Genomic DNA, 21,447 nt, shown 5'->3' on the forward strand with positions numbered 1-21,447 from the left:
AGTCTGCATGACGCTAACTGTGAACGAAGTACTGGCCCCCGCCAGGCGGCTGATAGCGCCCCTGCTTTCGCTTTCGCTGCTCGGCGCGCCGCTGCCGCTCTGGGCGCAGCCCGCCAACGGCGCGCCAGAGGCGCTGCCCCTCGAGGAGATCCAGACCTTCGCTGAGGTGTTCGAGCGCATCAAGCGCGGCTACGTCGAAGAGGTGGACGACGCAACGCTTTTGCGCAACGCCATGCGCGGGCTTTTGAGCGAGCTCGACCCGCACTCCGCCTACCTGGACGTCAACGAGTTTCAGAGCCTGCGCGAATCGACCGAGGGCGAGTTTGGCGGCATCGGCATCGAGGTGGGTAACGAGGATGGCCAGCTGATGGTCATTACGCCGATCGACGACACGCCCGCCTCCCAGGCCGGGCTGCTCGCCCGCGATCTGATCATTGCCATCGACGGCACGCCGACGGAGAGCCTGTCGCTGCAGGAGGCGGTCACGCTGATGCGCGGCGAGCCCGGAAGCGAGCTCACGCTGAGTATTCTGCGCGCCGGCGAGGACAGCCCGCGCGAAATCACCCTGGCCCGCGAAGTGATTCGCAGCGAAAGCGTCAAGCACGAGCTTTTAGAGCCCGGCTACGGCTACCTGCGTATCAGCCAGTTCCAGTCGCGCACCCCGGAGCAGGCCGCTGATGCGCTCTCACGCATGAGCCGCGAGCAGCCGCTTGCCGGGCTGGTGCTGGACCTTCGCAACAACCCCGGCGGCGTGCTGCAGTCGGCGGTGGGCGTGGCGGATCTGTTTCTCGACAGCGGGCTGATCGTCTACACCGAAGGGCGTCTGGCCAACACCGAGATGTCGTTCTCTGCCAACCCGGCAACACCTGCCCGCGATACGCCGCTGGTGGTGTTGATCAACGGCGGCAGCGCCTCCGCCGCCGAGATCGTGGCCGGTGCCCTGCAGGATCAGCGCCGCGGCATCATCATGGGTACCGAAAGTTTCGGCAAGGGCTCGGTGCAGCAGATCATGCCGCTGGGTAACGGCGAAGGCTTGAAGCTCACCACCGCGCTCTACTACACCCCCAACGGCCGCTCGATCCAGGCCCAAGGCATCGAGCCGGACGTCGAGGTCGTGCGCGGGCGGCTGGAAGTCGCCGAAGGGCGCCGCGAAATTCGCGAAATCGACCTCGACGGCCATCTGAATAACCAGGCCGGCGGCACGCCCGATCGCGGCGAGTTCTCCGAGCGGCTGCGCGACGACTACCAGCTCAGCGAAGCGCTGAATCTGTTGAAAGCGCTCAACGTGGTCGACCGGCGCCGCTAACCCTGCCGGGTTAGCGACATGAGCGCGGCAGGCGGCCGCGCTCGCCGGTGGCCTGACGCATGATCAGCCGCTTGAGCGGTATTGCCTGGCTCATCGCGCTCATGCCGAGGTTGCGCGCCAGCGTCAGGGCCGGCAAGCGGCTGCCAAAGAGCTGCTTGAACCCCTTCATCAAGGCGAGCATGGCGGCGTTGTCGAAGCGCCGCCGGCGCTCGTAACGCGCAAGCGTGGCGCGCTCCCCCCAGGGGGCGCCGCGCCGCCAGGCGTGCACCACCTCTTCGGCCAGCACGGCTGCATCCATCAACCCAAGATTCACGCCCTGGCCCGCCAGCGGATGTAGCGTGTGCGCAGCGTCGCCGACCAGTGCGAAGTGATCCAGCACGTAGCGTTTGGCGTGGCGCTGGATGAGCGCAAAGCGGTAAGCGTCGTCCAGTACCTCGATACGCCCAAGCGAGGGGCCGAACGTCTCCTGTAGTGCCTGGCCCAGCGCGTCGCGGGAAAGCTCCTGGAGCTGCTGCGCGTGCGCCGGCGTCGTCGACCAGACGATCGAGCAGTAGCGCGCGTCGTCGCCGTCGGTCAGCGGCAAAAAGGCCAATGGCCGCCCATCGACGAAGACCTGGCGGGCGGTGCCGCCGTGGGGCTTTTCGCAGCGCACGGTGGTCACCACCGCGTCCTGCTCCATGGACTCTTCTGCCACCTCGATACCGGCCAGCGCGCGAAGCGCCGAGCGGGCGCCGTCGGCGGCGATGACCAGCGGCGTATTGAGCTCGCGCCCATCCTTGAGCACCAGGCTGCGCCCTTTGGCCGTCGTTTGCAGCGCGGCAACCTCGGCGCCAAAAAAGAGGCTCAGCGTCGGAAGCCGCAGCACGTGGCGATTGAGCGCGGCCAGCGTCACGCCGTTTTCGACGATATGCCCAAGCACTGGCGTGCCCGCCTCGTCGGCACTGAAGTGGATGCTGCCGCTGCCCTCGCCGTCCCACACATGCATGTAGCGATACGGCGTTACCCGCGTGGCCGCCATGTCGTCCCAGGCGCCGAGATGTTTCAACAGCCGCTGGGACACCGGCGTTAGCGCGCTCACCCTTGGGGCGAGCGTGCGCGTGTCGAGGGTGCTCAACTCGAGCGGCGCAGCCTGCGACTCGACCAGCGCGGTGCGCATGCCGGCGCCGGCCAGAAGCCCCGCCAGCGCCGTGCCCACCATGCCGGCGCCGACGATGACGGCGTCAAACTGCTCGAAGGTACTGCCGGGTGACGCCTGTTGGGTCTGCATACCGCTTCCTGTCGTGAATCGTGAATCGTGAATCGTGAATCGTGAATCGTGAATCGTGAATGACGAGTATAAGCGCTAGCGCTCGAGGCCCATGGCGCGGCGCGCCAGCCCCCGGCGCAGCGGCCCGACCAAATTGAGGCCAATGAGCCCGGCGGCGCGGGCATGAGGCAAGAGCGGAAACGAGGCGCCGAACAGCCGCACCAGGCTATCGCTAAAGCGAATCACGTTGGCGCGATCCTTCGCCCGACGGCTCTCGAACGCGAGCAGCGTCTGCATGTCACCGAAGTCGCGGCCCTGCTCGCGGCCCTCTTCCAACGCCTCGACCAGGTCCATCACCGAGCGCAGCGCCAGGTTGAAGCCCTGGCCCGCCACCGGGTGCAGCGCGTGGGCGGCGTTGCCGAGTACCGCCAACCCCGGACGCACCGATTCACGAGCGGTGACCAGCGAGAGCGGATAGCTAAAGCGCTTGCCGACTTTGGTGAAACGCCCCACCCGGTCACCGAAAGCGCGCTGGAGCTGATCCAGAAACGCGCCGTCACCAAGCGAAAGCCTCGAGCGCTCCTCACCGCCCTGGTGGGTCCAGATCAGTTCCATCGCCTGGTGAGGCAGCGGCAATAGCGCAATCGGCCCTTCACTGGTGAAGCGCTCGAAGGCCACCCCCTTGTGCGGTTGGCTAATGCCGACGTGGGCGATCACTGCGGTCTGCTCGTAGGAGCGGCGCTCGCTCTGGATACCCAGCTGCTCCTTGAGCCCGGAACGGCCGCCATCGGCCAGCACGGTCAGGCGGGCATGGAGCCGATCCCCGGTGGAAAGCGCTAGGCAGTGGCCACCCTCGACGGCAGTCATGGTGTCGACCGTGGCCGGGCAGTACCAGTCGATGGAAAGCTCATTAAGCCGCTGATGCAGCACCTGCCCCATCCAGGCGTTGGGAATCACGTAGCCAAGCGCCTCGACCCCTACCTCGGCGGCGGACAGGCGAGTGGCGCCCAGGCGGCCGCGCTCGCTGATATGAATGCGCGAAATCGGTGAGGCTTCACGCTGCATCGCCGGCCAGACATCGAGCTCGCGAAAGCGCTGAGCGGAACCCGCGGCGATGGCGCTGGCGCGGGCGTCGAAGCTCGGCTGCCAGGTGAGCTCATCGGCTTTCGGCACCGCCGCGGCCTCCACGATCGCCACCCGCAGGGCAAAGCGTTCGATCAGCGGCGCCAGCGCGCAGCCAAGGCTTGCCCCCACCAGCCCGCCCCCCACGATCACGATATCGTAAGCAGCCGTTTTTAATGCATTTTCCGGCACATTCGCGGGCATCGAAAGCCTCCGTGATTAAATGTAATTTCGTAATCCTTTACATAACGGTATTTTTGGCATGTTAAAACTGATTACTTTTTAGCCATCAGCGCTTCGATTTCGTCTATCCGCTTGGGAACGTCACTGGTCAATATTTCACCGCCCTTCTCATTGACGGCCACGTTGTCCTCGATACGAATGCCGATGCCGCGGTAGGCGGCGGGCAGATCGTCGTCACTGGGAATATAGAGGCCGGGCTCGACGGTCACGACCATGCCGGGCTCGAGCGGGCGCGGCGTCTGCTCGTCGAGCCGATAGGTACCGACGTCATGAACGTCGAGGCCCAGCCAGTGGGACGTGGAGTGCAAATAGAAGCGCCGGTAGCTTTCATCGTCGATACGCGCCTGCACTTCACCGTCCAGAAGCCCCAGCTCGATCAGCCCGCGGGTGAGATCCTCGACGACACCCGCGTGGATATCGGCAAGCGTGGCGCCGGGCACCACGGCAGCGACGGCGCGCTGCTGGGCCCCCAACACCACCTCGTAAAGCGCGCGCTGAGCCTCGCTGAAACGGCCGCTGACCGGGAACGTGCGGGTGATGTCGCCGGCGTAAAGATCGAACTCGGCGCCGGCGTCGATCAGTACCAGCGCGTTCTTCTCGAGTGCGTCGGCGTTTTCAATATAGTGCAGCACGCAGGCGTTCGCGCCGCCGCCCACAATGGTGCTGTAGGCGGGACCGCTGCCGCCGTGCCAGAGAAATTCGTGCTCGAGTTCGGCCTGCAGCTGGTACTCGAAGAGCCCGGGGGCGCAGGTGCGCATCGCGCGACAGTGCGCGCGAGCGGAAATGCGACAGGCGTGGCGTAAAAGCGCAAGCTCCGCCGGGCTTTTGATCAACCGCAGCTCGTGGATCAGCGCGCGGCTGTCGAGCCAGCCCTTGAGCATCGGCTTGCCGCGGCGCTGGCCTTTTTGGGCCTGGGCAAGTGCCTCTTCGGCAATGGCCTGAGCCTCGGGGTGATCCAGCGGTGCGTAGAGCAGCGTGCGGCTTTCGAGCATTGCCAGCAGGAAGTCGTCGCGCTCGGCGTTTTCAAACGCCTGGTCGATACCGTGCTCGGCCATGACGCCCTCGGCGCCCAGCCGCCGCCCGGTCCAGGCCTCCATCGTTGGGTCGCGATCCTGACAAAACACGACGCTTTGACCCGCTTCACGGCCGGGCAGTAGCAGAAGTAGCGCGTCGGGCTCGTTGATGCCGGTCAGATAAAAAAAATCGCTTTGCTGGCGAAACGGATACTCGCTGTCGTTCGAGCGAGTCGTGAGCGAAGCGCCGGGCACGATCAGCGCTGCGCCGTCGGGTAATTTCGCCATCAGCGCCTCACGGCGGGCGCGGTACTCGTCAAGGGTGATCGCGGCGGGGCGCGAAAGCGTATCGAATGACATTGAAGCTCCTTTGAACGGCCGGAAAAACTCAGTGGACCGGGGCGTCGGTCTGCTCGACCTGGGGTTGGCCCGGGTGCTGCTCGGTGTAGAGCAGCATCGCGGCCATGCGCGCGTGCTCGGAGAGCGCGAACAGGTCGTTCTCGTTTTCCGGGCTGTCGTCGATGTCGGTCTCGATCTGGCCAAAGCTTGCGAGATCGTCGATGGCCTCCTTGAGCGGCTGCGACCAGCGCTTTTTCAGCGCCTCGTCGGCGACCTCCTCGATGACCTCGGTAAAGCCCAGCGCCCACTCCTTGAGTGCCTGAGCCTGCTCGCCGAGCGAGAAGAGCTCGTCGGGCAGCAGCGGGGCGTAGTTCAAGTCGTTGGCGCTGAGCGCGTCCAGGGTTTGCCGGCGCCAGCCGAGCAGGCGCTCGGCGCTCTGTGGATCCCTGGGCTGCTCGACGCCCAGGCTCATACAGACTTCCTCGAGCCAGCTTTCGGCGGTGACGTCACGAAGGGCTAGAAGCGCGCAGAGCCGGCCGTCGAGAAAGGCAGGCGACTGCATGCTGCCGTGAAGAAGAAAGACGTCGGCCACGTCGGAAAAGTCCTGGCGCTGCTCGATGAGGGACATGGGGGCTCTCGCTTTGGGCAGTGAACGAAGGGGTGTCGAAAAAGCGAAGGAGGATCGATGGGCGGCGCCTCGGCGGGAAAGCGCGTTGACCCCGCGCAAGCCGCTCTCTTATAGTGAACGCCGCCCCTCCTTTCTATACCGTGATGTTAACGCATTCGGGCCCTGACGTGCCCGTGCCGGAGTCTTCGATGAGTAACGCCAAGCGGCCAACCAAAGAAATTACCCTGCTGGGTCGCGGCTACATGATCGCCTGCGATACCGGCGAGCAGGCCAAGCTTGAACGCGCCGCTCGCTATCTGGACCGCGCCATGCAGGGCATTCATGCGCAAAGCAGCGTGCTGGGCAGCGAGCGCATCGCCATCATGGCGGCGTTGAACATCACCCACGAGCTTTTAGAGGCGCTCGACGAGCACCGCGCCGGCGAGGCGAGCCTTAATCGGCTGCACGACCGGCTGGAAAAAGCGCTGCAAAAAGCCCGCCCCGTCGAAAAATCCTGACGCCTTCGCACAAACCGGGCCCAAACCTATGGCATCGGCGCTCGCTCTGTTAAGATGAAGCGGTTCTCTGGAGTGTGCGCCAGTCGTTATAGTCCCTCGAGCCTATGCGCAGTACCCAGGGGGCCAAATGCTAGCCAGACCCGTGTGCATGTCCGTGCGTCGGAAAGCCTGACGGTTTGGCTGCGGCCACCCACTCTGAACCAGTAGGTTCAGGGCCAGAACGACAGCGGCACTCTGGGGAACACCATGCTTGATCCTTCCGTTACCGATACCGATCACCTCGACAAACGCGCCCTGCGCCGCGAGCTTCGCCGAAGGCGCCGTGCCTTGAGCGATGCCGAGCAGCAAACGGCGGCGACCTCGCTTTGTCAGCGTCTCAACACCCTTCCCGAGATTCAGCGCGCCAGGCGCGTAAGCCTTTATCTGCCGGTCGGCGGCGAAATCGACCCGACTCCGCTCCTTGGCTGGTTGCAACAGCGCCGGGTAACGGTTTATCTGCCGGTACTGCGCCCCTTGAGCCACAACGCGCTCTGGTTCGTGCGCTTTGACGACGACACCCCGATGGTCGAAAACCGCTTCGGCATTTCTGAGCCCTGCACGCGCTTTGGCGCGCGGCGACAAAACCGGATTCCCGCCTGGGCGCTGGATACGCTGATCGTGCCGCTGGTCGGCTTCGATGGAGAGGCCAACCGGATGGGCATGGGTGGCGGCTTTTATGATCGCACGCTCGCTTTCATGCGCCGCCCGGGCCCCAAACCCGCGCTGATCGGCGTGGCCCACGCCTGCCAGCAGGTGAATAAACTCGAACTCGAGCCCTGGGATATTCCGCTGGATGCGGTGGTGAGCGATCAGGGGATCGTTCGCCGCGGTAATGGCTGAACGCTTAATGAGCGCCACAAAAAAAGGGCCGATAGCGATCGGCCCTTTTTTTATATCGAGGTCAGCGCTGAAAGCGCCGCCCTTGCAACGATCAACTTCCTGCCAGCGCCTGTGCGTATCCGGTGACCAGTACCCCCAACAAAAAGACGACCGTCAACGCCATTACTACGTCAGGCTTCCTACGCCGCATGCCTTGTCTCCAACGTTTTTATGATGACCGATGCCCTAAAGCCAGTCATCAATAGGTGGTTTCAAGGATGGCTGGCTTGACTAATTTTCGAAGTCGACTATAGGGCCAATGGCGGGGCGTTGACAATAGCCTACGGCCCACTTTTTTGATCACCCCCCAGCATTTTCATGCACCAGAATAACGCGAACGGCGTGAAGCAGAAGGTTAGTGAGTGCTAACAAACTCAGGCCATGAAGAGCTTGTAGGCCGGGTTGTCGCTCTCCTGCCAGTAGCGGTAGCCGATGGCGTCGAGATACTCGGCCACGTGGGTGCGGTCATCGGCGGGCACCTGCATACCGACCAGCACACGCCCATAGGCGGCGCCGTGGTTGCGATAGTGAAACAGCGAAATATTCCAGTCGTGGGGCAGCTGGGTGAGAAAATTCATCAAAGCGCCCGGGCGCTCGGGAAATTCGAAACGGTAGAGCTCTTCCTCAAAGCGCTCGCTGGGGCGTCCGCCGCTCAGGTGGCGAATGTGCAGCTTGGCGAGCTCGTTATCGGTCAGGTCCTCCACCGGGTAGCCGCCTTCAACCAGCCGGTCGATGACGGCGCGGCGGTCCTCGCCGCCGGGTTTGATCTGTACGCCAACGAAGATGTGGGCATCGCTGTCGTCGGCGTAGCGGTAGCTGAACTCGGTGACCATGCGCCGGCCAAGCGTATGACAGAATTTCTTGAAGCTGCCGGGCTTCTCGGGAATGGTCACGGCGAGAATCGCTTCACGCTGCTCGCCAAGCTGGGTGCGCTCGGCAATATGCTGCAGCCGGTCGAAATTGGTGTTGGCGCCGGAGTTGATGCACAAAAGCGTCTGCCCTTCGGCGCCGGTTTGCTGAATGTACTTTTTCAAGCCGGCCAGCGACAGCGCTCCGGAGGTTTCCGATACCGCCCGGGTATCCTCGAAGATATCCTTCACCGCCGCGCAGATCTCGTCGGAGTTGACCGTGATGACGTCGTCGATCAGCGTTTTGGCCAGATTGAAGGGCACCTCGCCGATCTGCGACACCGCCACGCCCTCGGCGAAGGTGCCGACCTGGTCGAGCACCACGCGCTCGTCGGCGGCCAGCGCCGCCTTGAGGCAGGCGCTGTCCTCGGCCTCGACGCCGATCACCTTGATATCCGGGCGCAGGTACTTAACATAAGCGGCCACGCCCGCAATCAGCCCGCCGCCGCCGACAGGCACGAAGATCGCATCGAGGCGGCCGCTATGCTGGCGCAGAATCTCCACGCCAATGGTGCCCTGGCCCGCCACCACGTCGATATCATCGAAGGGCGGAATGTAGGTGTAGCCGTGCTCGGCGATCAATTCCTGGGCGTGGGCGGCGGCGTCAGAAAAGGCGTCGCCCTTGAGCACCACGCGCGCCCCGCGCGAGCGCACGCCCTGCACCTTGATCTCCGGGGTACTACGCGGCATCACGATGGTCGCCTTCACCCCCATCAGCTTCGCCGCCATGGCCAGCCCCTGAGCGTGGTTGCCGGCAGAGGCGGCGATCACGCCTTTCGCTTTCTGCTCCTCGGAAAGCTGAGCCATTTTGTTGTAGGCGCCGCGAATCTTGAACGAGTAAACCGGCTGCAGGTCCTCGCGCTTGATCAGAATCTGGTTGTGAAAGCGACGCGACAAAAAGGGGGCGGGTGAAATGGGGGTCTCGCAGGCCGCTTCGTACACGCGGGCCTGGAGGATCTTTTTGACGGTAGCTTCGAGCATGCGGATATCCAGACGGTAAAAAGGCCCAGGGGCCGAGAGAAAAGCCTTTATTGGTAGCAGATCGCACCTGGTCGCGTCCAGCGTTATAGGCGCGCATCAACAGATCGCGCCAGAAACGCTATACTGGCGCCGCCTATCACTGCCCGGAGCCTTTCATGACCCAGGACGAACTCAAAGCCGCCGTCGCCGATGCCGCCATCGACGAAATCACCCCGCACCTCGAAGCCAACACCGTGCTGGGGATCGGTACCGGCTCGACGGCGAATCTTTTCATCGACCGCTTGAAACCGCTGCGTGATCGCTTCAAGGGGGCGGTGGCAAGCTCGGACGCCTCGAAAGCGCGCCTCGAGGCGCTCGGTATCGAGGTATTCGAACTCAACGAAGTGGGATCGGTGCCCTTTTATATAGACGGCGCCGACGAAGTGAACGCTCACTTTCACATGATCAAGGGCGGCGGTGCGGCGCTGACGCGTGAAAAGATCGTGGCCGCCTGCGCCGAGCGCTTCATTTGCATCGCCGACGGCTCCAAACGCGTCGAGACGCTGGGGCGCTTTCCGCTCCCCATCGAGGTGATCCCCATGGCGCGCTCGTACGTCGCTCGGGAACTCGTCAAACTGGGCTTCGACCCGGTGTATCGTCAGGGCGTAGTGACCGATAACGGCAACCAGATCATCGATGGCTATGATCTGGCGATCGACGACCCGGTCGCGATGGAAGCGCGCCTGAACGCCATCGTCGGCGTGGTTACCAACGGCTTGTTCGCCGCTCGCGGCGCCGACGTGCTGCTGCTGGGCACCGACAAGGGCGTCGAGCGAAGCGAGCGCTAACTCACCGGGCCTTCACCATCCCGAGAAAGCAGCGCGTCGAGCCCCTTTAACGTGCGCGACAGCGCCCCCTGATGGTCGCGAATGACCTCAATGCCGGCCTGGCCCCGCGCGTTGGCAAGCGCGGGATCGTTTAGCAGCGCCGCGACCGCCGATGCCAACGCCGCCGGCGTCTCGACCTGCTCGAGCGCCCCCGCCTGCAAAAGCGGCTCGGCCACGTCGATGAAGTTCTCGAGCGACGGCCCGCAGAGCACGGGCCGGCCCAGGGCGGCGGGTTCGAGTACGTTGTGCCCGCCAAGCTTTACCAGCGAGCCGCCCACGAACGCCACGTCCCCCGCCGCGTAAAGCGTGGCGAGCTCGCCCAACGTATCGCCCAGATAGACCGCGACGTCATCAGCAACAGCGGCGTTCTCGCTTCGCCGCGCCGTTCTCCAGCCTTCTTGCTCGCAAAGCGCGGCCACCTCGTCAAAGCGCTGAGGGTGGCGCGGCACAAGAATCAAAAGCGCCTGTGGAAAACGCTGGCGCAGCGCCCGGTGGGCGCCCAGGATGAGCGCCTCCTCGCCGTCCCGGGTCGAGCCCGCCACCCATACCGGGCGGTCGCTCTTGCCAAGTAGTGAGCGCTTACTCTCTTCAAGACGGCTATCGCTGACGGCCACGTCGAACTTGAGCGAGCCGATCACGCTGACGCGCCTGGGTGCGCCCAGGGCCTGGAAGCGGTGGGCATCGGCGACGGACTTCGCCGCTAGCCAGTCGACGTTAGCAAGGGCGCCGGCCATCAGCGGGCGAATGCGGCGATAGCGCGAAAACGCTCGCTCCGAGAGGCGCCCGTTGACCACCGCCACCGGCACGCCGCGCCGGGCGCAGGCGTGAAGCAGGTTCGGCCAGAGCTCGGTTTCGAACATCAGCGCCATCGCCGGCTTCACGCGGGCGACAAAGCGCCGCGCCGCGCCGGGAAAATCCAGCGGTAGAAAGCGGTGGGCCAGCCGCGGCCGCGTTGTCTCGGTTTGAGCATCGATCAGCGCCTGTACCTGGCCGGCGCCGGTCGCAGTCATGGTGGTGATCAAAAGGCTGTGGCGCGGGTAGCGCGCCAGCAGCGCCTCGATCAAGGCTTTTGCGGCGCGCACCTCGCCAACGGAGGCGCAGTGCAGCCAGATCCTGGGGGTGGGCGGGAGCACGCCCAGGCCAAAGCCCAGGCGCTGGCGGCGCGGGTGAGTGGGCACTTGCTCACGCCAGATACGCCGAAAAATCAGCGGAGAGAGCGCGTAGAGCGCCGCCGAATACAGCCCCCGCGCCAGCCGCTGACGGGCGCCGGACTCGGTCGGCGGCGCGGGCATCAGCGCTCGCGCTCGAGGATGGTGTCGATCATGGCGGAGGTGGAGACGCCGTCCTCGAAGCCGAGCACTTTCACTTCGCCGCCGTTGGCCAGCACCGCCTGATGGCCGGCGATCTCGTCCACGCGGTAGTCGCCGCCCTTGACCAGAATGTCCGGCAGCACCTCCTCGATCAGCGCCTGCGGGGTGTCCTCGCTAAAGGGCACTACCCAGTCCACCGCGCCGAGTCCGGCCAGCACCTGCATGCGCCGCTCGAGCGGATTGATCGGGCGCTTCTCGCCTTTCAAACGGCGAATGGAGGCGTCGTCGTTGACCGCAACGATCAGCCGGTCACCCAGCCGCTTGGCCTGTTCCAGGTAGCTGACGTGGCCGGCGTGCAGAATATCGAAGCAGCCGTTGGTCATCACCACCCGCTCGCCGCGGCCGTGGGCGGCGCGTACGGCCTCGCAAAGCGCCGTCTTGTCGGTCACGCCGAACTCGGCGGGCCGGTCGCCGTAGTGGGCGCGCGAAAGCTCCTCGACGCTGAGCGTGGCGGTGCCGGGCTTGGCGACGACGAGCCCCGCGCCCAGGTTGGCCAGCATCATCGCGTCCGGAAGTGTACTGCCCGCCGCCAGCGCCAGCCCTAAAAGCGCGATCACGGTGTCGCCGGCGCCGGTCACATCGAACACCTCCTGCGCCCGGGTGGGCAGGTGCAGAGGCGCTTGGTCGCGGCGAATCAGCGTCATGCCTTTTTCACTGCGGGTGATCAACAGCGCCTCGAGTTCGAGCTCGGCGCGCAGCGCCTCGCCCCGGCGCTCCAGCGCCTCATCCGAATCGCACACCCCGGCCACTGCCTCGAACTCGCCCAGGTTGGGCGTGATCAGACTCGCCCCGCGGTATTTGGTGAAATCGACCCCCTTGGGGTCGATCAGCACCGTCTTGCCCAACCGGTTGGCCATCTGGATCAGCCGCTCGACCTGGTTGAGCGTGCCCTTGCCGTAGTCCGAGAGGATCATCACGTCGACGTCCGCCAGCGCCGCCTCCACCCGCCCAAGCAGCTCGTCGGTGTCGGTACCGGCCAGCGTTTGTTCGAAATCGAGGCGAATGAGCTGCTGGTTGCGGCTCATGACGCGCAGCTTGGTGATGGTGGGAAGCGCCTCGCTTACCTGGAAGTGAGTGCTCACACCAGCATCAGACAACGCATTGCGGAGCAAAATGGCGTGCTCGTCGCGGCCCACGACGCCGGCAAGCGACACCTGGGCGCCGAGCGAGGCGACGTTGAGCGCGACGTTGGCCGCCCCGCCCGGGCGGTCGTCGGCGCCGTCCACGCGGACCACCGGCACCGGCGCCTCCGGCGAGATACGCGAGGTGCTGCCGTGCCAGTAGCGGTCGAGCATGACATCGCCCACGACCAGCACGCGGGCGCGGGCAAGCGCGTTGAGATCAACTTTCATTGGTAGGCCCCGTGGTGGTGGGTCGGGTGTGCTCGAGCAGCGCGTCGAGCTTTTCGATAACCTCGTCGGTTCTGATCAGGTCCATGGCGTCGGCGTGACGTACGCGCTGACCCCAGCTCACCTCTCCCACCGATTTATTCAGATAGGCACGCACCGCCTGGGGGTAGGCGTTGACGGCGAAATCGCGCCACAAATAGGGCGCGGCGCGCTGCGGATTGGTCGTGGCGTAGAGCCCGAGGGTCGGCGTGCCCAAGGCGTTACCCATGTGCGCCGGGCCCGTGTCCGGGGCGATCACCGCGCACGCCTCATCGATCAGCGCCAGCACCCCTTTCAAGGAGGTGCCGCCGATCGCGTTGACGACGCTGCCGGGCTGGCAGAGCGCCTCGATCGCATCCCCCATTTCACGCTCGGCGGCGCTGCCGCCGCCAGTCAGCACGCTTTTCAAGCCGTGGTGGGTAAAGGCGTGCTCGATGACGCTGGCATACCCTTTCACCGACCAGTTGCGAAAATTGCGCAGCCGCGGGTTGCTGCACGGGTTGATGACGATATAGGGCGCCTCGCCCGCCAGCGCCCGCGCCTCCTGGTAGGCGGTGTCGGGGATGGCCAGATCCCACATCAGGCGGTCGTCACTGACGCCGAGCAGGCGGGCGAAATCCATGAAGGATTCGAGCACGTGAGGATTGTTGCGAGGTGTGATCTGGCGCTGGGTGAACCAGTGCTGGAAATCCTTGGCGCGGGCCTTGTCAAAGCCCACGCGGACCTTCGCCTTGAGCCCGAGCGACAACACGCTTGCGCGAATCGCCTGCTGCATGTGCAAAAGCACATCGAAACGCGTATCGGCGAGCTCGCGCCAGATCCGGCGCATGCCGGCCAGACCCGTGGCCTTGTCGAAGACGACGAACTCGACCCCGGACAGGCCCGCCAGTAGACTGTGCTCGCCTTTACCGATGATCCAGGTAATGCGCGCCTTTGGCCATTGGCGCTGCAGCGCGCGCACCGTGGGCACGAGATTGCACACGTCGCCCAGCGCGGAAAGGCGCAGGATGGCAATATGACGAGGATCCTTGGGCAGAGAGGGCTTCATGCGCTTAGCGGCACTCCGGCAAAAAAATTGGCTGATTCTACACGATGTGGACAGTTTAAGTGACGACGCGGCGCCACACCAACCCGGGCCCGCGCTCTTCGACGGGCAAGCGTGGCGCCGGGCGGGGCTGGTCACCGGCGAGGCGCCGGGGCGCGGCGAAAGCCTGTTCATCGACCGCGGCAACGAGCAGTGGGTGCTGCGCCCTTACCGGCGCGGCGGGCTCGTCGCCCATCTGTGCCAAAAGCGCTACCTGTGGCTCGGCGTCGAGCGCACCCGCGCCTTTCGTGAACTGCGCCTGACCGCCGCGCTTTATGATCAGGGCCTACCGGTGCCCCGCCCGGTGGCCGCCGGGGTGAAGCGCGAAGGTCTCGTCTACCAGGCCGCGCTGATCACCGTGCGCATCGAAGGCGCCCGGGCGCTGGCGTCGCGCCTGTCCGAGGAAAGCGTCGATGAAGCCCTGCTCGAACGGGTGGGTGAGATGATCGCGCGCTTTCACAAGAGCGGGCTCGACCACGTCGACCTCAACGCTCGTAACATCCTGATCGACGAAGAGAATACGCCTTGGCTGATCGACTTCGACCGCTGCCGGTTTCGCCAGCCGGGCAGGTGGCAGACGGACAATCTCGAACGACTGGCGCGCTCGGTGGCCAAATTCAGCGCAGCGACCGACGCCGTTCTGGCGGCGATTTCGGCGGGCTACGCCAGCGCGTCGTAGTAGCCCATCAAGCGTTTGACGTGCTGCCTGTTGCTGAAGTGGCGCTCGACCCGTGTACGCGCCGCCGCCCCCATCGCCCGGCGGCGCGCATCGTCTTCAATGAGCGCGGCCATGGCGCGTTGCCAGGCGTCGACATCGAAAGGCCCCACCAGCACGCCCGAGTCCGCGTCGACGAGTTCGGGCAGCGAGCCGGTATTGGAGCCGATGATCGGCATGGCGCACGCCATGGACTCGATGATCGTCAGGCCAAACGCCTCGTTTTCCGAGGGAATGCACACCAGATCGAGCACCGGCAGGATCTCGGTGAGATCCGAGCGGTGGCCTAAAAAGCGGATTTTGTCGGCAAGCGGTGTGCCGTCGATCAGCTCCACGAGCGTTTGATAGAACTCCTCGGTGCCGCCGGAGGCGTAGTCGGTCCCGCCAATCGAGACCGCGAAGAAGTCGAGCTCCTGGGGTAGCGCCAAAAGCGCCTTCACCCACACGTCCTGCCCCTTGCCTGGCGTCACCCGCCCGGGCAGCCCGATCGCCACCGCTGATTCGGGAATGCCGAGTTCGGCGCGTTTGGCGGCGATGCTCGCCCTATCCGTTACCGGGTGGTAGGTATCGATATTGACGCCGTGGGGCAGGCAGATCACGCGCTCGCGCGGCACCGGCAGGTTGTTGACGTTGCGTGCGTGGGTTGCCTGACTGATGGAGAGCACGTAGTCGACGTTTCGATAGGCGAAGCGGTGATAGGGGCTTTTCTTGGCGCGCTGGCCGCCCACGTGGTCGGTATAGAGTACGCGAAGGTTCGGCAGCAGCAGCTTCAAAAGGGCGGTCAGGCGCAAGTCGCTCGACTTGTGACAGTGGACGATGCGTACGTTTTCATCGATCAGCCAGCGGCGGATACGCCAGACACTTTTCAGCGCATCCAGGTTGCTCGAAAACGCCTTGAAGGCCACGCCGTGTCGCTGGAAGTAGGTTTCGATACGGGTCTGGCGCAGGCAGATGCCGATGACCTCGACCCCTTCTGCGTGCAGATCCTCGATGACCCGGTCGACGTAGAGCTCCATGCCGCCCTTACCATCCGACATGCAAAGCTGTAGCACCTTCGCCGCTTTTCCACCCGCCGGGTGGTCGCCCTCTGTGTTTGCACCGCCAGCTTCTACACCGTCAGTTTCTAAACCCTTGGCCATTACGCCCCGCCTTCTCTGCGCCGTTCAACAAGTTCTCGGTTGTCTTGTAGTATACAGGCTGCAATTAACGGGGTATTCACCATGGCGCAGAAAGTGCTGGTCGTGCGTAACGACAAAATCGGGGATTTCATGCTGGCCTGGCCGGCGCTTGCCTGCCTGAAAAGCGCCTCGCCGACACCACACGTCAGCGTGCTGGTGCCGGCCTACACCGAGGCGTTGGCCCGCGCCTGCCCCTGGGTGGACGAGGTGATCGTCGACCCGGGCAAGCGTGGTGGCAAGCGCGCGCAAAAGGCGCTGCTCGATACGGTCAAGGCCGCCCGCTTCGATGCCCTGCTGACGCTTTTCTCGACGCCGCGTGTTGGCCTTCTTGGCTGGCGGGCGGGCATACCGCTACGTTTGGCGCCCGCGACCAAGTGGGCCCAGATGTTCTACAACGCGCGGGTGACCCAGCGCCGCTCGCGATCAATAAAGCCCGAGTATCAGTACAACGTCGATCTGGCCTGCGCACTGCTGGAGCGGCTTTCGCTCAAGCTCGCTCGTTTGCCCGCGCCGCCTTTCTGGCCATTGGAGCGCGAGGTGGTCGCGCGCCAGCGAAAGGCGCTGGCGATGGACGCAACTGCCTGCGCGGTCATCGTTCATCCGGGCAGCGGCGGCTCGGCGGTGAATCTCTCGCTCGAGCAGTACGCCGCGCTGATCGCGAAGGTAAACACACGAACCGATGCCGCCCCCGCCTGGTGGATCAGCGCAGGGCCGGGAGAAGAGGCCCAGGCCGATGCCCTGATCCAGGCGCTGGCCACGCAGGGCATCGCGGCCAAGCGGCTCACGCCGAGTGAAAGCGTCGAGGGGTTCGCCTATCAGCTTGCCGGCAGTGATCTCTTGATCGCCGGCTCCACCGGGCCTCTGCACATCGCCGGGTGTCTGAACATCGCCACCGCCGGTTTTTATCCGGCCAGGCGCTCGGCCACGCCGCTTCGCTGGCAAACCTGCAACGACGCCGACAAGCGCTTGGCGTTCAGTCCGCCGTCGAGCGCCGGCGAGCAGGAGATGACGGCCATCGAACTCGACGCCGCCGCCGGCGAGATATCAGCGCTTCTCGACACCCTGCTTGCTGCGCACCCAGAGCGCGGCGTACTTGTTGAAGGTGGAGTGGGCGGAGAGAATGGCGAGCAGTAGCCCCTGTGCGCCGTCGCGAAAGCCCGCCTTGAGCAGATACATCTTGAGAAAACAGCCCAGCCCATGCATCACCCCCTGGCCGAGGGAGGCGCTCTTGCCCCGGGCGGCGCGCTGTTCGGCCCAGGCATCGGCGTAGTGGGCGGACTTTTCCAGGTAGTGGCGCACGTCGCGGTAGGTGTAGTGCAAAAGATCACCGCCCAAGGGAAGTATCTTGAGCGAATCCGGCACGACGAGCTTTTCGTGCACCAGCGCGGCGTTATAGGAAGCTTCCCCCTTGGGATAAAGGCGCAGCACCCGATCCGGGTACCAGCCGGAGTGGCGGATGAAGCGGCCAAAGCACCAGGAGAGCCTGGGCAGACTATATACCGCGGGCCCGTTTTCGACCGCTTTCAGGATGCTCTCTCTGAGCTCGTCGGTAACGCGCTCGTCGGCATCTATCATCAAAATCCAGTCACCGCGGGCCAGGGCCTCGGCGCGCTGGCGCTGAACGCCAAAACCCTGCCAGTCGGCCTCGACGCTGACGTTGTCGGTGAACTCCCGGGCAATGGCGAGCGTTTCGTCCTGGCTTCCGGCGTCGAGCACGGCGATGTCGTCGACGAAGGTGAGGGTTTCCAGGCAGGCGCGCAGGTGGTGCGCTTCGTTTTTGACGATCAGTACGGCGGAAATGGCCACAAATTACCCTTGTGCGTTCGAAGGCCGCGACCCGGCCGCCTTCGTTGGACTCATTCATCATTACCCGGACGGGAATCTGCCACCCGCGCACGACACATTTGGTAAGCTAGCATACTCATTTGGTTAAGGATGGAAAGGGATATGGCATGGCGTTGATAAGGAGCTATCGACTCACCCCTTGGCTGCCGCTTTTGATCGTTGGCGCAAGCCTTGGCTACGCCGTGACGGTGGTCACCCGCCTGCCCTGGTGGACACTTTTCCCCATCGCGGCGCTTTGGCTCACCCTGGGGCTCAAGCTTCGCTGGGGCGCACCCCAACGCGAGCGCTACAAACCGGTATGGCCCTGGTCGCTCGTGCCCTTGAGTCTTCTGGGTATCTACGTGTATCTCGCCGACAGCTTCGGCAATGTGGATCTCGGCGCGGTGTTTTTCCATCTGCAGGCGGGCATGACCGACCACGGCGGTGGGGGCAAGATGGTCATCGCCGCGCTCTACGTGCTGACCATGCTCGCGCTGTTAATTTCGATCACGTGGATGGCCCGCCGCGACCCGCGCTGGCGGCTGACGGAGCGCTTTTTCGCGCTGGCGCTGTTGGCCATCAACCCGCTGCTTTATGGCCTCGGTCAGCGCAGCGCAGCAATCGTCACCGACGACGGTGAGTGGCTCGACCGGCGCTACGTGGCCCCGCCCACCGCAATGCGCTCCGACGACCCGCCCAATTTGCTTTTGATGTACCTGGAGAGCCTGGAGCGTACCTACTCAAGCGACATCTTCGGCGACGCCTACGCCGACCTGGAGGCGCTGGGCGAGCGCGGCTGGGTGTTCGAAGGCGTGCGCCAGATGGACAACACCGGCTGGACCATGGCCGGCATGATCGCAAGCCAGTGCGGCGTGCCGCTGATGCCGGCGGGGCTTTTACACGACACCCAGTTCGAGCCGCTCACGCAGGTGGTGCCCGGGGTGAACTGCCTGGGCGACGTGCTGGCAGGCCAGGGCTACCGGCTGAGCTACCTGGGCGGGGCCAGCTCGCAGTTTGCCGGCAAGGGGCTTTTCTACAACGGCCACCAGTTCCAAACGGTCAAGGGCAAGGAGGACTGGCTCGCCAAGCTCGACGACCAGCAGTACGTCAACAGCTGGGGCGTTTATGACGACACCCTCTACAGCGAAACCGAGCGCGAGATTCGACGGCTCGAAAATGAGGACGACGGCCCCTGGGCGGTGGTCAACCTGAGCCTGGCCGGCCACTCCCCCCACGGTTTTCCGTCGCAAACCTGCATCGACCGCCAGGGCGACTTCGACGGCCAGGACATTCTCTTCTCGGTGAAGTGCTCCGCCTGGCAGGCGCGGGATTTGATCGAGCGCCTCGAGGCCGAGGGCCTTTTGGACAATACGCTCGTCGTGCTCCAGAGCGATCATTTGACCATGCGCGTGCCGGTGTGGGACCAGCTCACCGCGCTCGACCGCGACAATACCCTGATCATGCTCGGTGACGGGCTAGAGCCCCGGCGTATCCGGCGAAACGCCACCATGCTCGACGTTTTCCCGACGCTTCTGGAGGCGATGGGTATGACGCTGGATGAGCACCGCGCGGGGCTTGGAGTATCGCTTTTGGGCGACCGCTCGACGCTTACCGAGACGCACGGGCTCGACGTGCTCAACGAGCGGCTGCGCGAGGAAACCGCGCTGCAGCACCGGCTGTGGGAGGGCCTTGCCCCGCAGCGCCAGAACGCGACGCCCTCCCCCACCGAGCAGGTCGTCGAAACGCCGTCCGACGCCCCGCTGGAAGTGGAGAACGTCAGCCGCTGACGATCACGCCGGGCGTGCCGGACTGCACCGCGCCCACGGCCTCGAAAACGCTCGCCTCGGTCAGCTGGTTCAAACAGTTGGTATGCCCCAGCGGGCAGACCCGCTTGAAACAGGGCGAGCACGAAAGGCCCAGGTAGTGCACCGTGGCGCTGTCGGTCAGCGGCGGCGTGTAGCGCGGCGACGACGAGCCGTAGAGCGCGTGGATCGACACCCCCACCGCCGCGGCCACGTGCATAAGCCCGGAGTCGTTGGTGACCACCTGGCGGCAGTCAGCGAGCAAATCCACCGCATCGGCGAGCGCGGTCTGCCCGCACAGGTTGTGAACGTGGCCAAGCCCTGCGCTGATTACCTCCCCCACCGCGTGATCCTTCGGCCCGCCGAAAATACGCACCTCGAACCCCTCCTCCACCAGCCGTTTGGCCAGCCCATGAAAGTACTCAGGCGGCCACTGCTTGGCCGGGCCATACTCCGCGCCGGGCATCATGCCGATCGCCGGGCGCGACGACAGCGCAAGCTTCAGGCGCAGATTCACCAGATTGTCGTGATCCACCGAAAGGCGGGGCGCAGTGATGGGAAAATCGCCGCGCCGCGCTTCATCCCTGGAGACACCCAGCGAGACGAAGCGCTTCACGGTCTGGTCGAGCACGCGCTTGTCGAGCTTTCGCGCCTCGGTCAACAGCCCATAGCGGTACTCGCCGAGAAAGCCGACCCGCGTTGGAATGCGCGCCAGAAACGGCACCAGCGCCGCCTTCCAGGAGCGCGGCAGCACGATGGCCATATCGAACCGGCCTTTCAAGCGCGCGGCCAGCTCGCGGCGGCTTTTGAGGCCAAACTCGCCGTGACCCACGCCCAGAGGCAGCACCTCGTCGACCTGGGGCATGCGCGCCAGAATCGGCTGCGACCACCCGGGAGCGACCACGCTCAAGGTCGCCCCTGGATGGCGCGCCTTGAGCTCGATGAACAGGCTCTGGGCCATCACCATGTCCCCCACCCAGGAGGGCCCCACGACCAGAAGCCGCTTGGCGGTGTCAGCCATTGAGCCACTCCAGGTACGCCTTCACGCCCTGAGCCACGGTCTTGAATTCGATGTCGCAGCCGGCGTCGCGAAGCCGCGATATATCCGCGCGGGTGTAGCTCTGGTAGCGCCCCTTGAGCTCGTCGGGAAAATCGATGTAGTCGATCTGGCCCTGGCCGTAGTAGTCGATGACCGCCTCGCCAATCGCCTTGAACGGCTCGGCGCGCCCGGTGCCCAGATTAAAAATGCCGGAAACGCCGGGGTGATCGAGAAACCACAGGTTAACGTCCACCACGTCGCCCACGAAAACGAAGTCGCGGCTCTGCATGCCCGCCTCATACCCGTCGAATGCGCCGAAGAGCTTCAGCGTCTGGCCATTTTTGACCTGGCCGTGGTTGTGAAACGCCACGCTCGCCATCTTGCCCTTGTGCTGCTCACGCGGGCCATAGACGTTGAAGTAGCGAAACCCGACGACCTGAGTGGTGAGCGTCGGCATGCGCGCGCGCACGTGCTGGTCGAACAAGAGCTTCGAGTAGCCGTAAACGTTGAGCGGCTTTTCGAACTCGGGCGACTCCTTGAATACTTCGCTACCGCCGTAGGTGGCCGCCGAGGAGGCGTACAAAAAGGCGATGCCGTGCTGCTCGCAGTACTCGAGCAGTACCTTCGAGTAATCGAAGTTGTTCTCCATCATGTACTGGCCGTCCCACTCGGTGGTATCCGAGCAGGCGCCTTCGTGAAAGATCGCCTCGATCGCAGGCAGATCACACGGCTCACCGCGCAAGGATGCCTGCACTTCCATCAGGAAGGCGTCCTTGTCGCGATAGTCATACAGCGTGCAGTCGACCAGGTTGACGAACTTGGTGCCGTCAGACAGATCGTCCACCACGATGATGTCGGTGCGCCCGCGTGCGTTGAGCGCCTTGACGATATTGGCGCCGATAAAGCCGGCCCCACCGGTCACTACGATCATAAGAACTCCTTGAAAAGCGCTCTGGTTGGCTTTGGTGCCTATAACCCAT

At 64.7% G+C, this 21,447-nt stretch carries 19 protein-coding genes and 1 other RNA gene; 8 read left to right on the plus strand and 12 right to left on the minus strand.

Annotated elements, in window-relative coordinates; all coding sequences use genetic code 11:
* Nucleotides 1-7 precede the first annotated feature (7 nt).
* Entirely contained in the window at nucleotides 8-1,306 is a 1,299-nt protein-coding gene (locus tag RN347_RS16775) for a S41 family peptidase (RefSeq protein ID WP_263585716.1), read from the plus strand.
* A gap of 10 nt (nucleotides 1,307-1,316) precedes the next feature.
* Here the strand turns inward: RN347_RS16775 and RN347_RS16780 are convergent, their stop codons facing one another.
* The 4 genes from RN347_RS16780 to RN347_RS16795 form a co-directional block, all read right to left on the minus strand.
* The gene (locus RN347_RS16780; protein WP_311958987.1) at nucleotides 1,317-2,573 is read right to left on the minus strand and encodes a UbiH/UbiF/VisC/COQ6 family ubiquinone biosynthesis hydroxylase; all 1,257 of its coding nucleotides are present in this window, start codon (nucleotides 2,571-2,573) and stop codon (nucleotides 1,317-1,319) included.
* Nucleotides 2,574-2,648: 75 nt separating this feature from the next.
* Nucleotides 2,649-3,878, minus strand: a complete 1,230-nt coding sequence (gene ubiH, locus RN347_RS16785; RefSeq protein WP_311958989.1) for a 2-octaprenyl-6-methoxyphenyl hydroxylase — start codon at nucleotides 3,876-3,878, stop codon at nucleotides 2,649-2,651.
* A 71-nt stretch (nucleotides 3,879-3,949) separates the two neighbouring features.
* Entirely contained in the window at nucleotides 3,950-5,290 is a 1,341-nt protein-coding gene (pepP, locus tag RN347_RS16790; RefSeq protein ID WP_311958992.1) for a Xaa-Pro aminopeptidase, read from the minus strand.
* A 28-nt stretch (nucleotides 5,291-5,318) separates the two neighbouring features.
* A complete protein-coding gene (locus RN347_RS16795) occupies nucleotides 5,319-5,897 on the minus strand; it encodes a YecA family protein (protein WP_263585712.1) in 579 nt (192 codons plus the stop codon).
* Between the two features lie 188 nt (nucleotides 5,898-6,085).
* On the opposite strand from RN347_RS16795, the gene RN347_RS16800 reads away from it, so the two are divergent.
* From RN347_RS16800 to RN347_RS16810, 3 genes are all read left to right on the plus strand, one after another.
* Nucleotides 6,086-6,394: a cell division protein ZapA gene (locus tag RN347_RS16800; RefSeq protein WP_263585711.1), complete on the plus strand. Its 309-nt coding sequence runs from the start codon at nucleotides 6,086-6,088 to the stop codon at nucleotides 6,392-6,394.
* A gap of 61 nt (nucleotides 6,395-6,455) precedes the next feature.
* A non-coding RNA gene (gene ssrS, locus RN347_RS16805) (6S RNA) lies at nucleotides 6,456-6,639 on the plus strand.
* A 1-nt stretch (nucleotide 6,640) separates the two neighbouring features.
* Nucleotides 6,641-7,273, plus strand: a complete 633-nt coding sequence (locus RN347_RS16810; RefSeq protein WP_311958998.1) for a 5-formyltetrahydrofolate cyclo-ligase — start codon at nucleotides 6,641-6,643, stop codon at nucleotides 7,271-7,273.
* 413 nt (nucleotides 7,274-7,686) lie between these two features.
* On the opposite strand, the gene ilvA is transcribed toward RN347_RS16810, so the two are convergent.
* On the minus strand, nucleotides 7,687-9,201 hold the full coding sequence (ilvA, locus tag RN347_RS16815; protein WP_311959000.1) for a threonine ammonia-lyase, biosynthetic: 1,515 nt from the start codon (nucleotides 9,199-9,201) through the stop codon (nucleotides 7,687-7,689).
* 155 nt (nucleotides 9,202-9,356) lie between these two features.
* Here ilvA and rpiA point away from each other — a divergent pair, with 155 nt between their 5' ends.
* Nucleotides 9,357-10,028: a ribose-5-phosphate isomerase RpiA gene (gene rpiA, locus RN347_RS16820; RefSeq protein WP_263585708.1), complete on the plus strand. Its 672-nt coding sequence runs from the start codon at nucleotides 9,357-9,359 to the stop codon at nucleotides 10,026-10,028.
* Here the strand turns inward: rpiA and waaA are convergent.
* The 3 genes from waaA to RN347_RS16835 are packed head-to-tail and all read right to left on the minus strand — an operon-like array spanning nucleotide 10,025 to nucleotide 13,873.
* Nucleotides 10,025-11,359 carry a lipid IV(A) 3-deoxy-D-manno-octulosonic acid transferase gene (gene waaA / locus RN347_RS16825; protein ID WP_311959002.1) on the minus strand — a complete coding sequence of 445 codons (1,335 nt, stop codon included), beginning with the start codon at nucleotides 11,357-11,359 and terminating at the stop codon, nucleotides 10,025-10,027. The two genes, rpiA and waaA, sit on opposite strands and share 4 nt — an antisense overlap.
* Nucleotides 11,359-12,789, minus strand: a complete 1,431-nt coding sequence (gene hldE / locus RN347_RS16830) for a bifunctional D-glycero-beta-D-manno-heptose-7-phosphate kinase/D-glycero-beta-D-manno-heptose 1-phosphate adenylyltransferase HldE (RefSeq protein ID WP_311959004.1) — start codon at nucleotides 12,787-12,789, stop codon at nucleotides 11,359-11,361. The genes waaA and hldE overlap by 1 nt, the downstream gene beginning before the upstream one ends.
* On the minus strand, nucleotides 12,779-13,873 hold the full coding sequence (locus RN347_RS16835; protein ID WP_311959007.1) for a glycosyltransferase family 9 protein: 1,095 nt from the start codon (nucleotides 13,871-13,873) through the stop codon (nucleotides 12,779-12,781). Before RN347_RS16835 ends, hldE begins: the two co-directional genes overlap by 11 nt.
* Between RN347_RS16835 and RN347_RS16840 the strand changes: the two genes are divergently transcribed.
* On the plus strand, nucleotides 13,872-14,588 hold the full coding sequence (locus tag RN347_RS16840; protein WP_311959009.1) for a 3-deoxy-D-manno-octulosonic acid kinase: 717 nt from the start codon (nucleotides 13,872-13,874) through the stop codon (nucleotides 14,586-14,588). The two genes, RN347_RS16835 and RN347_RS16840, sit on opposite strands and share 2 nt — an antisense overlap.
* Here the strand turns inward: RN347_RS16840 and RN347_RS16845 are convergent.
* Entirely contained in the window at nucleotides 14,570-15,763 is a 1,194-nt protein-coding gene (locus tag RN347_RS16845) for a glycosyltransferase family 4 protein (protein WP_311959011.1), read from the minus strand. The genes RN347_RS16840 and RN347_RS16845 overlap by 19 nt on opposite strands.
* An 81-nt stretch (nucleotides 15,764-15,844) precedes the next feature.
* On the opposite strand from RN347_RS16845, the gene RN347_RS16850 reads away from it, so the two are divergent.
* The gene (locus RN347_RS16850) at nucleotides 15,845-16,936 is read left to right on the plus strand and encodes a glycosyltransferase family 9 protein (protein ID WP_311959013.1); all 1,092 of its coding nucleotides are present in this window, start codon (nucleotides 15,845-15,847) and stop codon (nucleotides 16,934-16,936) included.
* On the opposite strand, the gene RN347_RS16855 is transcribed toward RN347_RS16850, so the two are convergent.
* Entirely contained in the window at nucleotides 16,847-17,608 is a 762-nt protein-coding gene (locus RN347_RS16855; RefSeq protein ID WP_311959015.1) for a glycosyltransferase family 2 protein, read from the minus strand. The genes RN347_RS16850 and RN347_RS16855 overlap by 90 nt on opposite strands.
* A gap of 146 nt (nucleotides 17,609-17,754) precedes the next feature.
* Here RN347_RS16855 and RN347_RS16860 point away from each other — a divergent pair, with 146 nt between their 5' ends.
* Nucleotides 17,755-19,413, plus strand: coding sequence for a sulfatase-like hydrolase/transferase (locus RN347_RS16860; RefSeq protein WP_311959018.1), 1,659 nt, complete (start codon nucleotides 17,755-17,757; stop codon nucleotides 19,411-19,413).
* Here the strand turns inward: RN347_RS16860 and waaF are convergent.
* Nucleotides 19,403-20,449, minus strand: coding sequence for a lipopolysaccharide heptosyltransferase II (gene waaF / locus RN347_RS16865; protein WP_263585699.1), 1,047 nt, complete (start codon nucleotides 20,447-20,449; stop codon nucleotides 19,403-19,405). The genes RN347_RS16860 and waaF overlap by 11 nt on opposite strands.
* On the minus strand, nucleotides 20,442-21,398 hold the full coding sequence (rfaD, locus tag RN347_RS16870; RefSeq protein ID WP_311959021.1) for an ADP-glyceromanno-heptose 6-epimerase: 957 nt from the start codon (nucleotides 21,396-21,398) through the stop codon (nucleotides 20,442-20,444). The genes waaF and rfaD overlap by 8 nt, the downstream gene beginning before the upstream one ends.
* Between the last annotated feature and the right edge of the window lie 49 nt (nucleotides 21,399-21,447).

This window comes from Halomonas sp. PAMB 3264 (genome assembly GCF_031954245.1).
Taxonomy (GTDB): Bacteria; Pseudomonadota; Gammaproteobacteria; order Pseudomonadales; family Halomonadaceae; genus Vreelandella.

What these genes read in the sequence shown, in the direction of transcription:
- pepP (WP_311958992.1), bottom strand. Translation starts at nt 5,290, where the DNA reads ATGTCATTCGATACGCTTTCGCGCCCCGCCGCGATCACCCTTGACGAG.
- hldE (WP_311959004.1), bottom strand. Translation starts at nt 12,789, where the DNA reads ATGAAAGTTGATCTCAACGCGCTTGCCCGCGCCCGCGTGCTGGTCGTG.
- ilvA (WP_311959000.1), bottom strand. Translation starts at nt 9,201, where the DNA reads ATGCTCGAAGCTACCGTCAAAAAGATCCTCCAGGCCCGCGTGTACGAA.
- RN347_RS16840 (WP_311959009.1), top strand. Translation starts at nt 13,872, where the DNA reads ATGCGCTTAGCGGCACTCCGGCAAAAAAATTGGCTGATTCTACACGAT.
- rpiA (WP_263585708.1), top strand. Translation starts at nt 9,357, where the DNA reads ATGACCCAGGACGAACTCAAAGCCGCCGTCGCCGATGCCGCCATCGAC.
- rfaD (WP_311959021.1), bottom strand. Translation starts at nt 21,398, where the DNA reads ATGATCGTAGTGACCGGTGGGGCCGGCTTTATCGGCGCCAATATCGTC.
- RN347_RS16850 (WP_311959013.1), top strand. Translation starts at nt 15,845, where the DNA reads ATGGCGCAGAAAGTGCTGGTCGTGCGTAACGACAAAATCGGGGATTTC.
- RN347_RS16835 (WP_311959007.1), bottom strand. Translation starts at nt 13,873, where the DNA reads ATGAAGCCCTCTCTGCCCAAGGATCCTCGTCATATTGCCATCCTGCGC.
- RN347_RS16780 (WP_311958987.1), bottom strand. Translation starts at nt 2,573, where the DNA reads ATGCAGACCCAACAGGCGTCACCCGGCAGTACCTTCGAGCAGTTTGAC.
- RN347_RS16800 (WP_263585711.1), top strand. Translation starts at nt 6,086, where the DNA reads ATGAGTAACGCCAAGCGGCCAACCAAAGAAATTACCCTGCTGGGTCGC.
- ubiH (WP_311958989.1), bottom strand. Translation starts at nt 3,878, where the DNA reads ATGCCCGCGAATGTGCCGGAAAATGCATTAAAAACGGCTGCTTACGAT.
- RN347_RS16845 (WP_311959011.1), bottom strand. Translation starts at nt 15,763, where the DNA reads ATGGCCAAGGGTTTAGAAACTGACGGTGTAGAAGCTGGCGGTGCAAAC.
- waaA (WP_311959002.1), bottom strand. Translation starts at nt 11,359, where the DNA reads ATGCCCGCGCCGCCGACCGAGTCCGGCGCCCGTCAGCGGCTGGCGCGG.
- waaF (WP_263585699.1), bottom strand. Translation starts at nt 20,449, where the DNA reads ATGGCTGACACCGCCAAGCGGCTTCTGGTCGTGGGGCCCTCCTGGGTG.
- RN347_RS16775 (WP_263585716.1), top strand. Translation starts at nt 8, where the DNA reads ATGACGCTAACTGTGAACGAAGTACTGGCCCCCGCCAGGCGGCTGATA.
- RN347_RS16810 (WP_311958998.1), top strand. Translation starts at nt 6,641, where the DNA reads ATGCTTGATCCTTCCGTTACCGATACCGATCACCTCGACAAACGCGCC.
- RN347_RS16795 (WP_263585712.1), bottom strand. Translation starts at nt 5,897, where the DNA reads ATGTCCCTCATCGAGCAGCGCCAGGACTTTTCCGACGTGGCCGACGTC.
- RN347_RS16860 (WP_311959018.1), top strand. Translation starts at nt 17,755, where the DNA reads ATGGCGTTGATAAGGAGCTATCGACTCACCCCTTGGCTGCCGCTTTTG.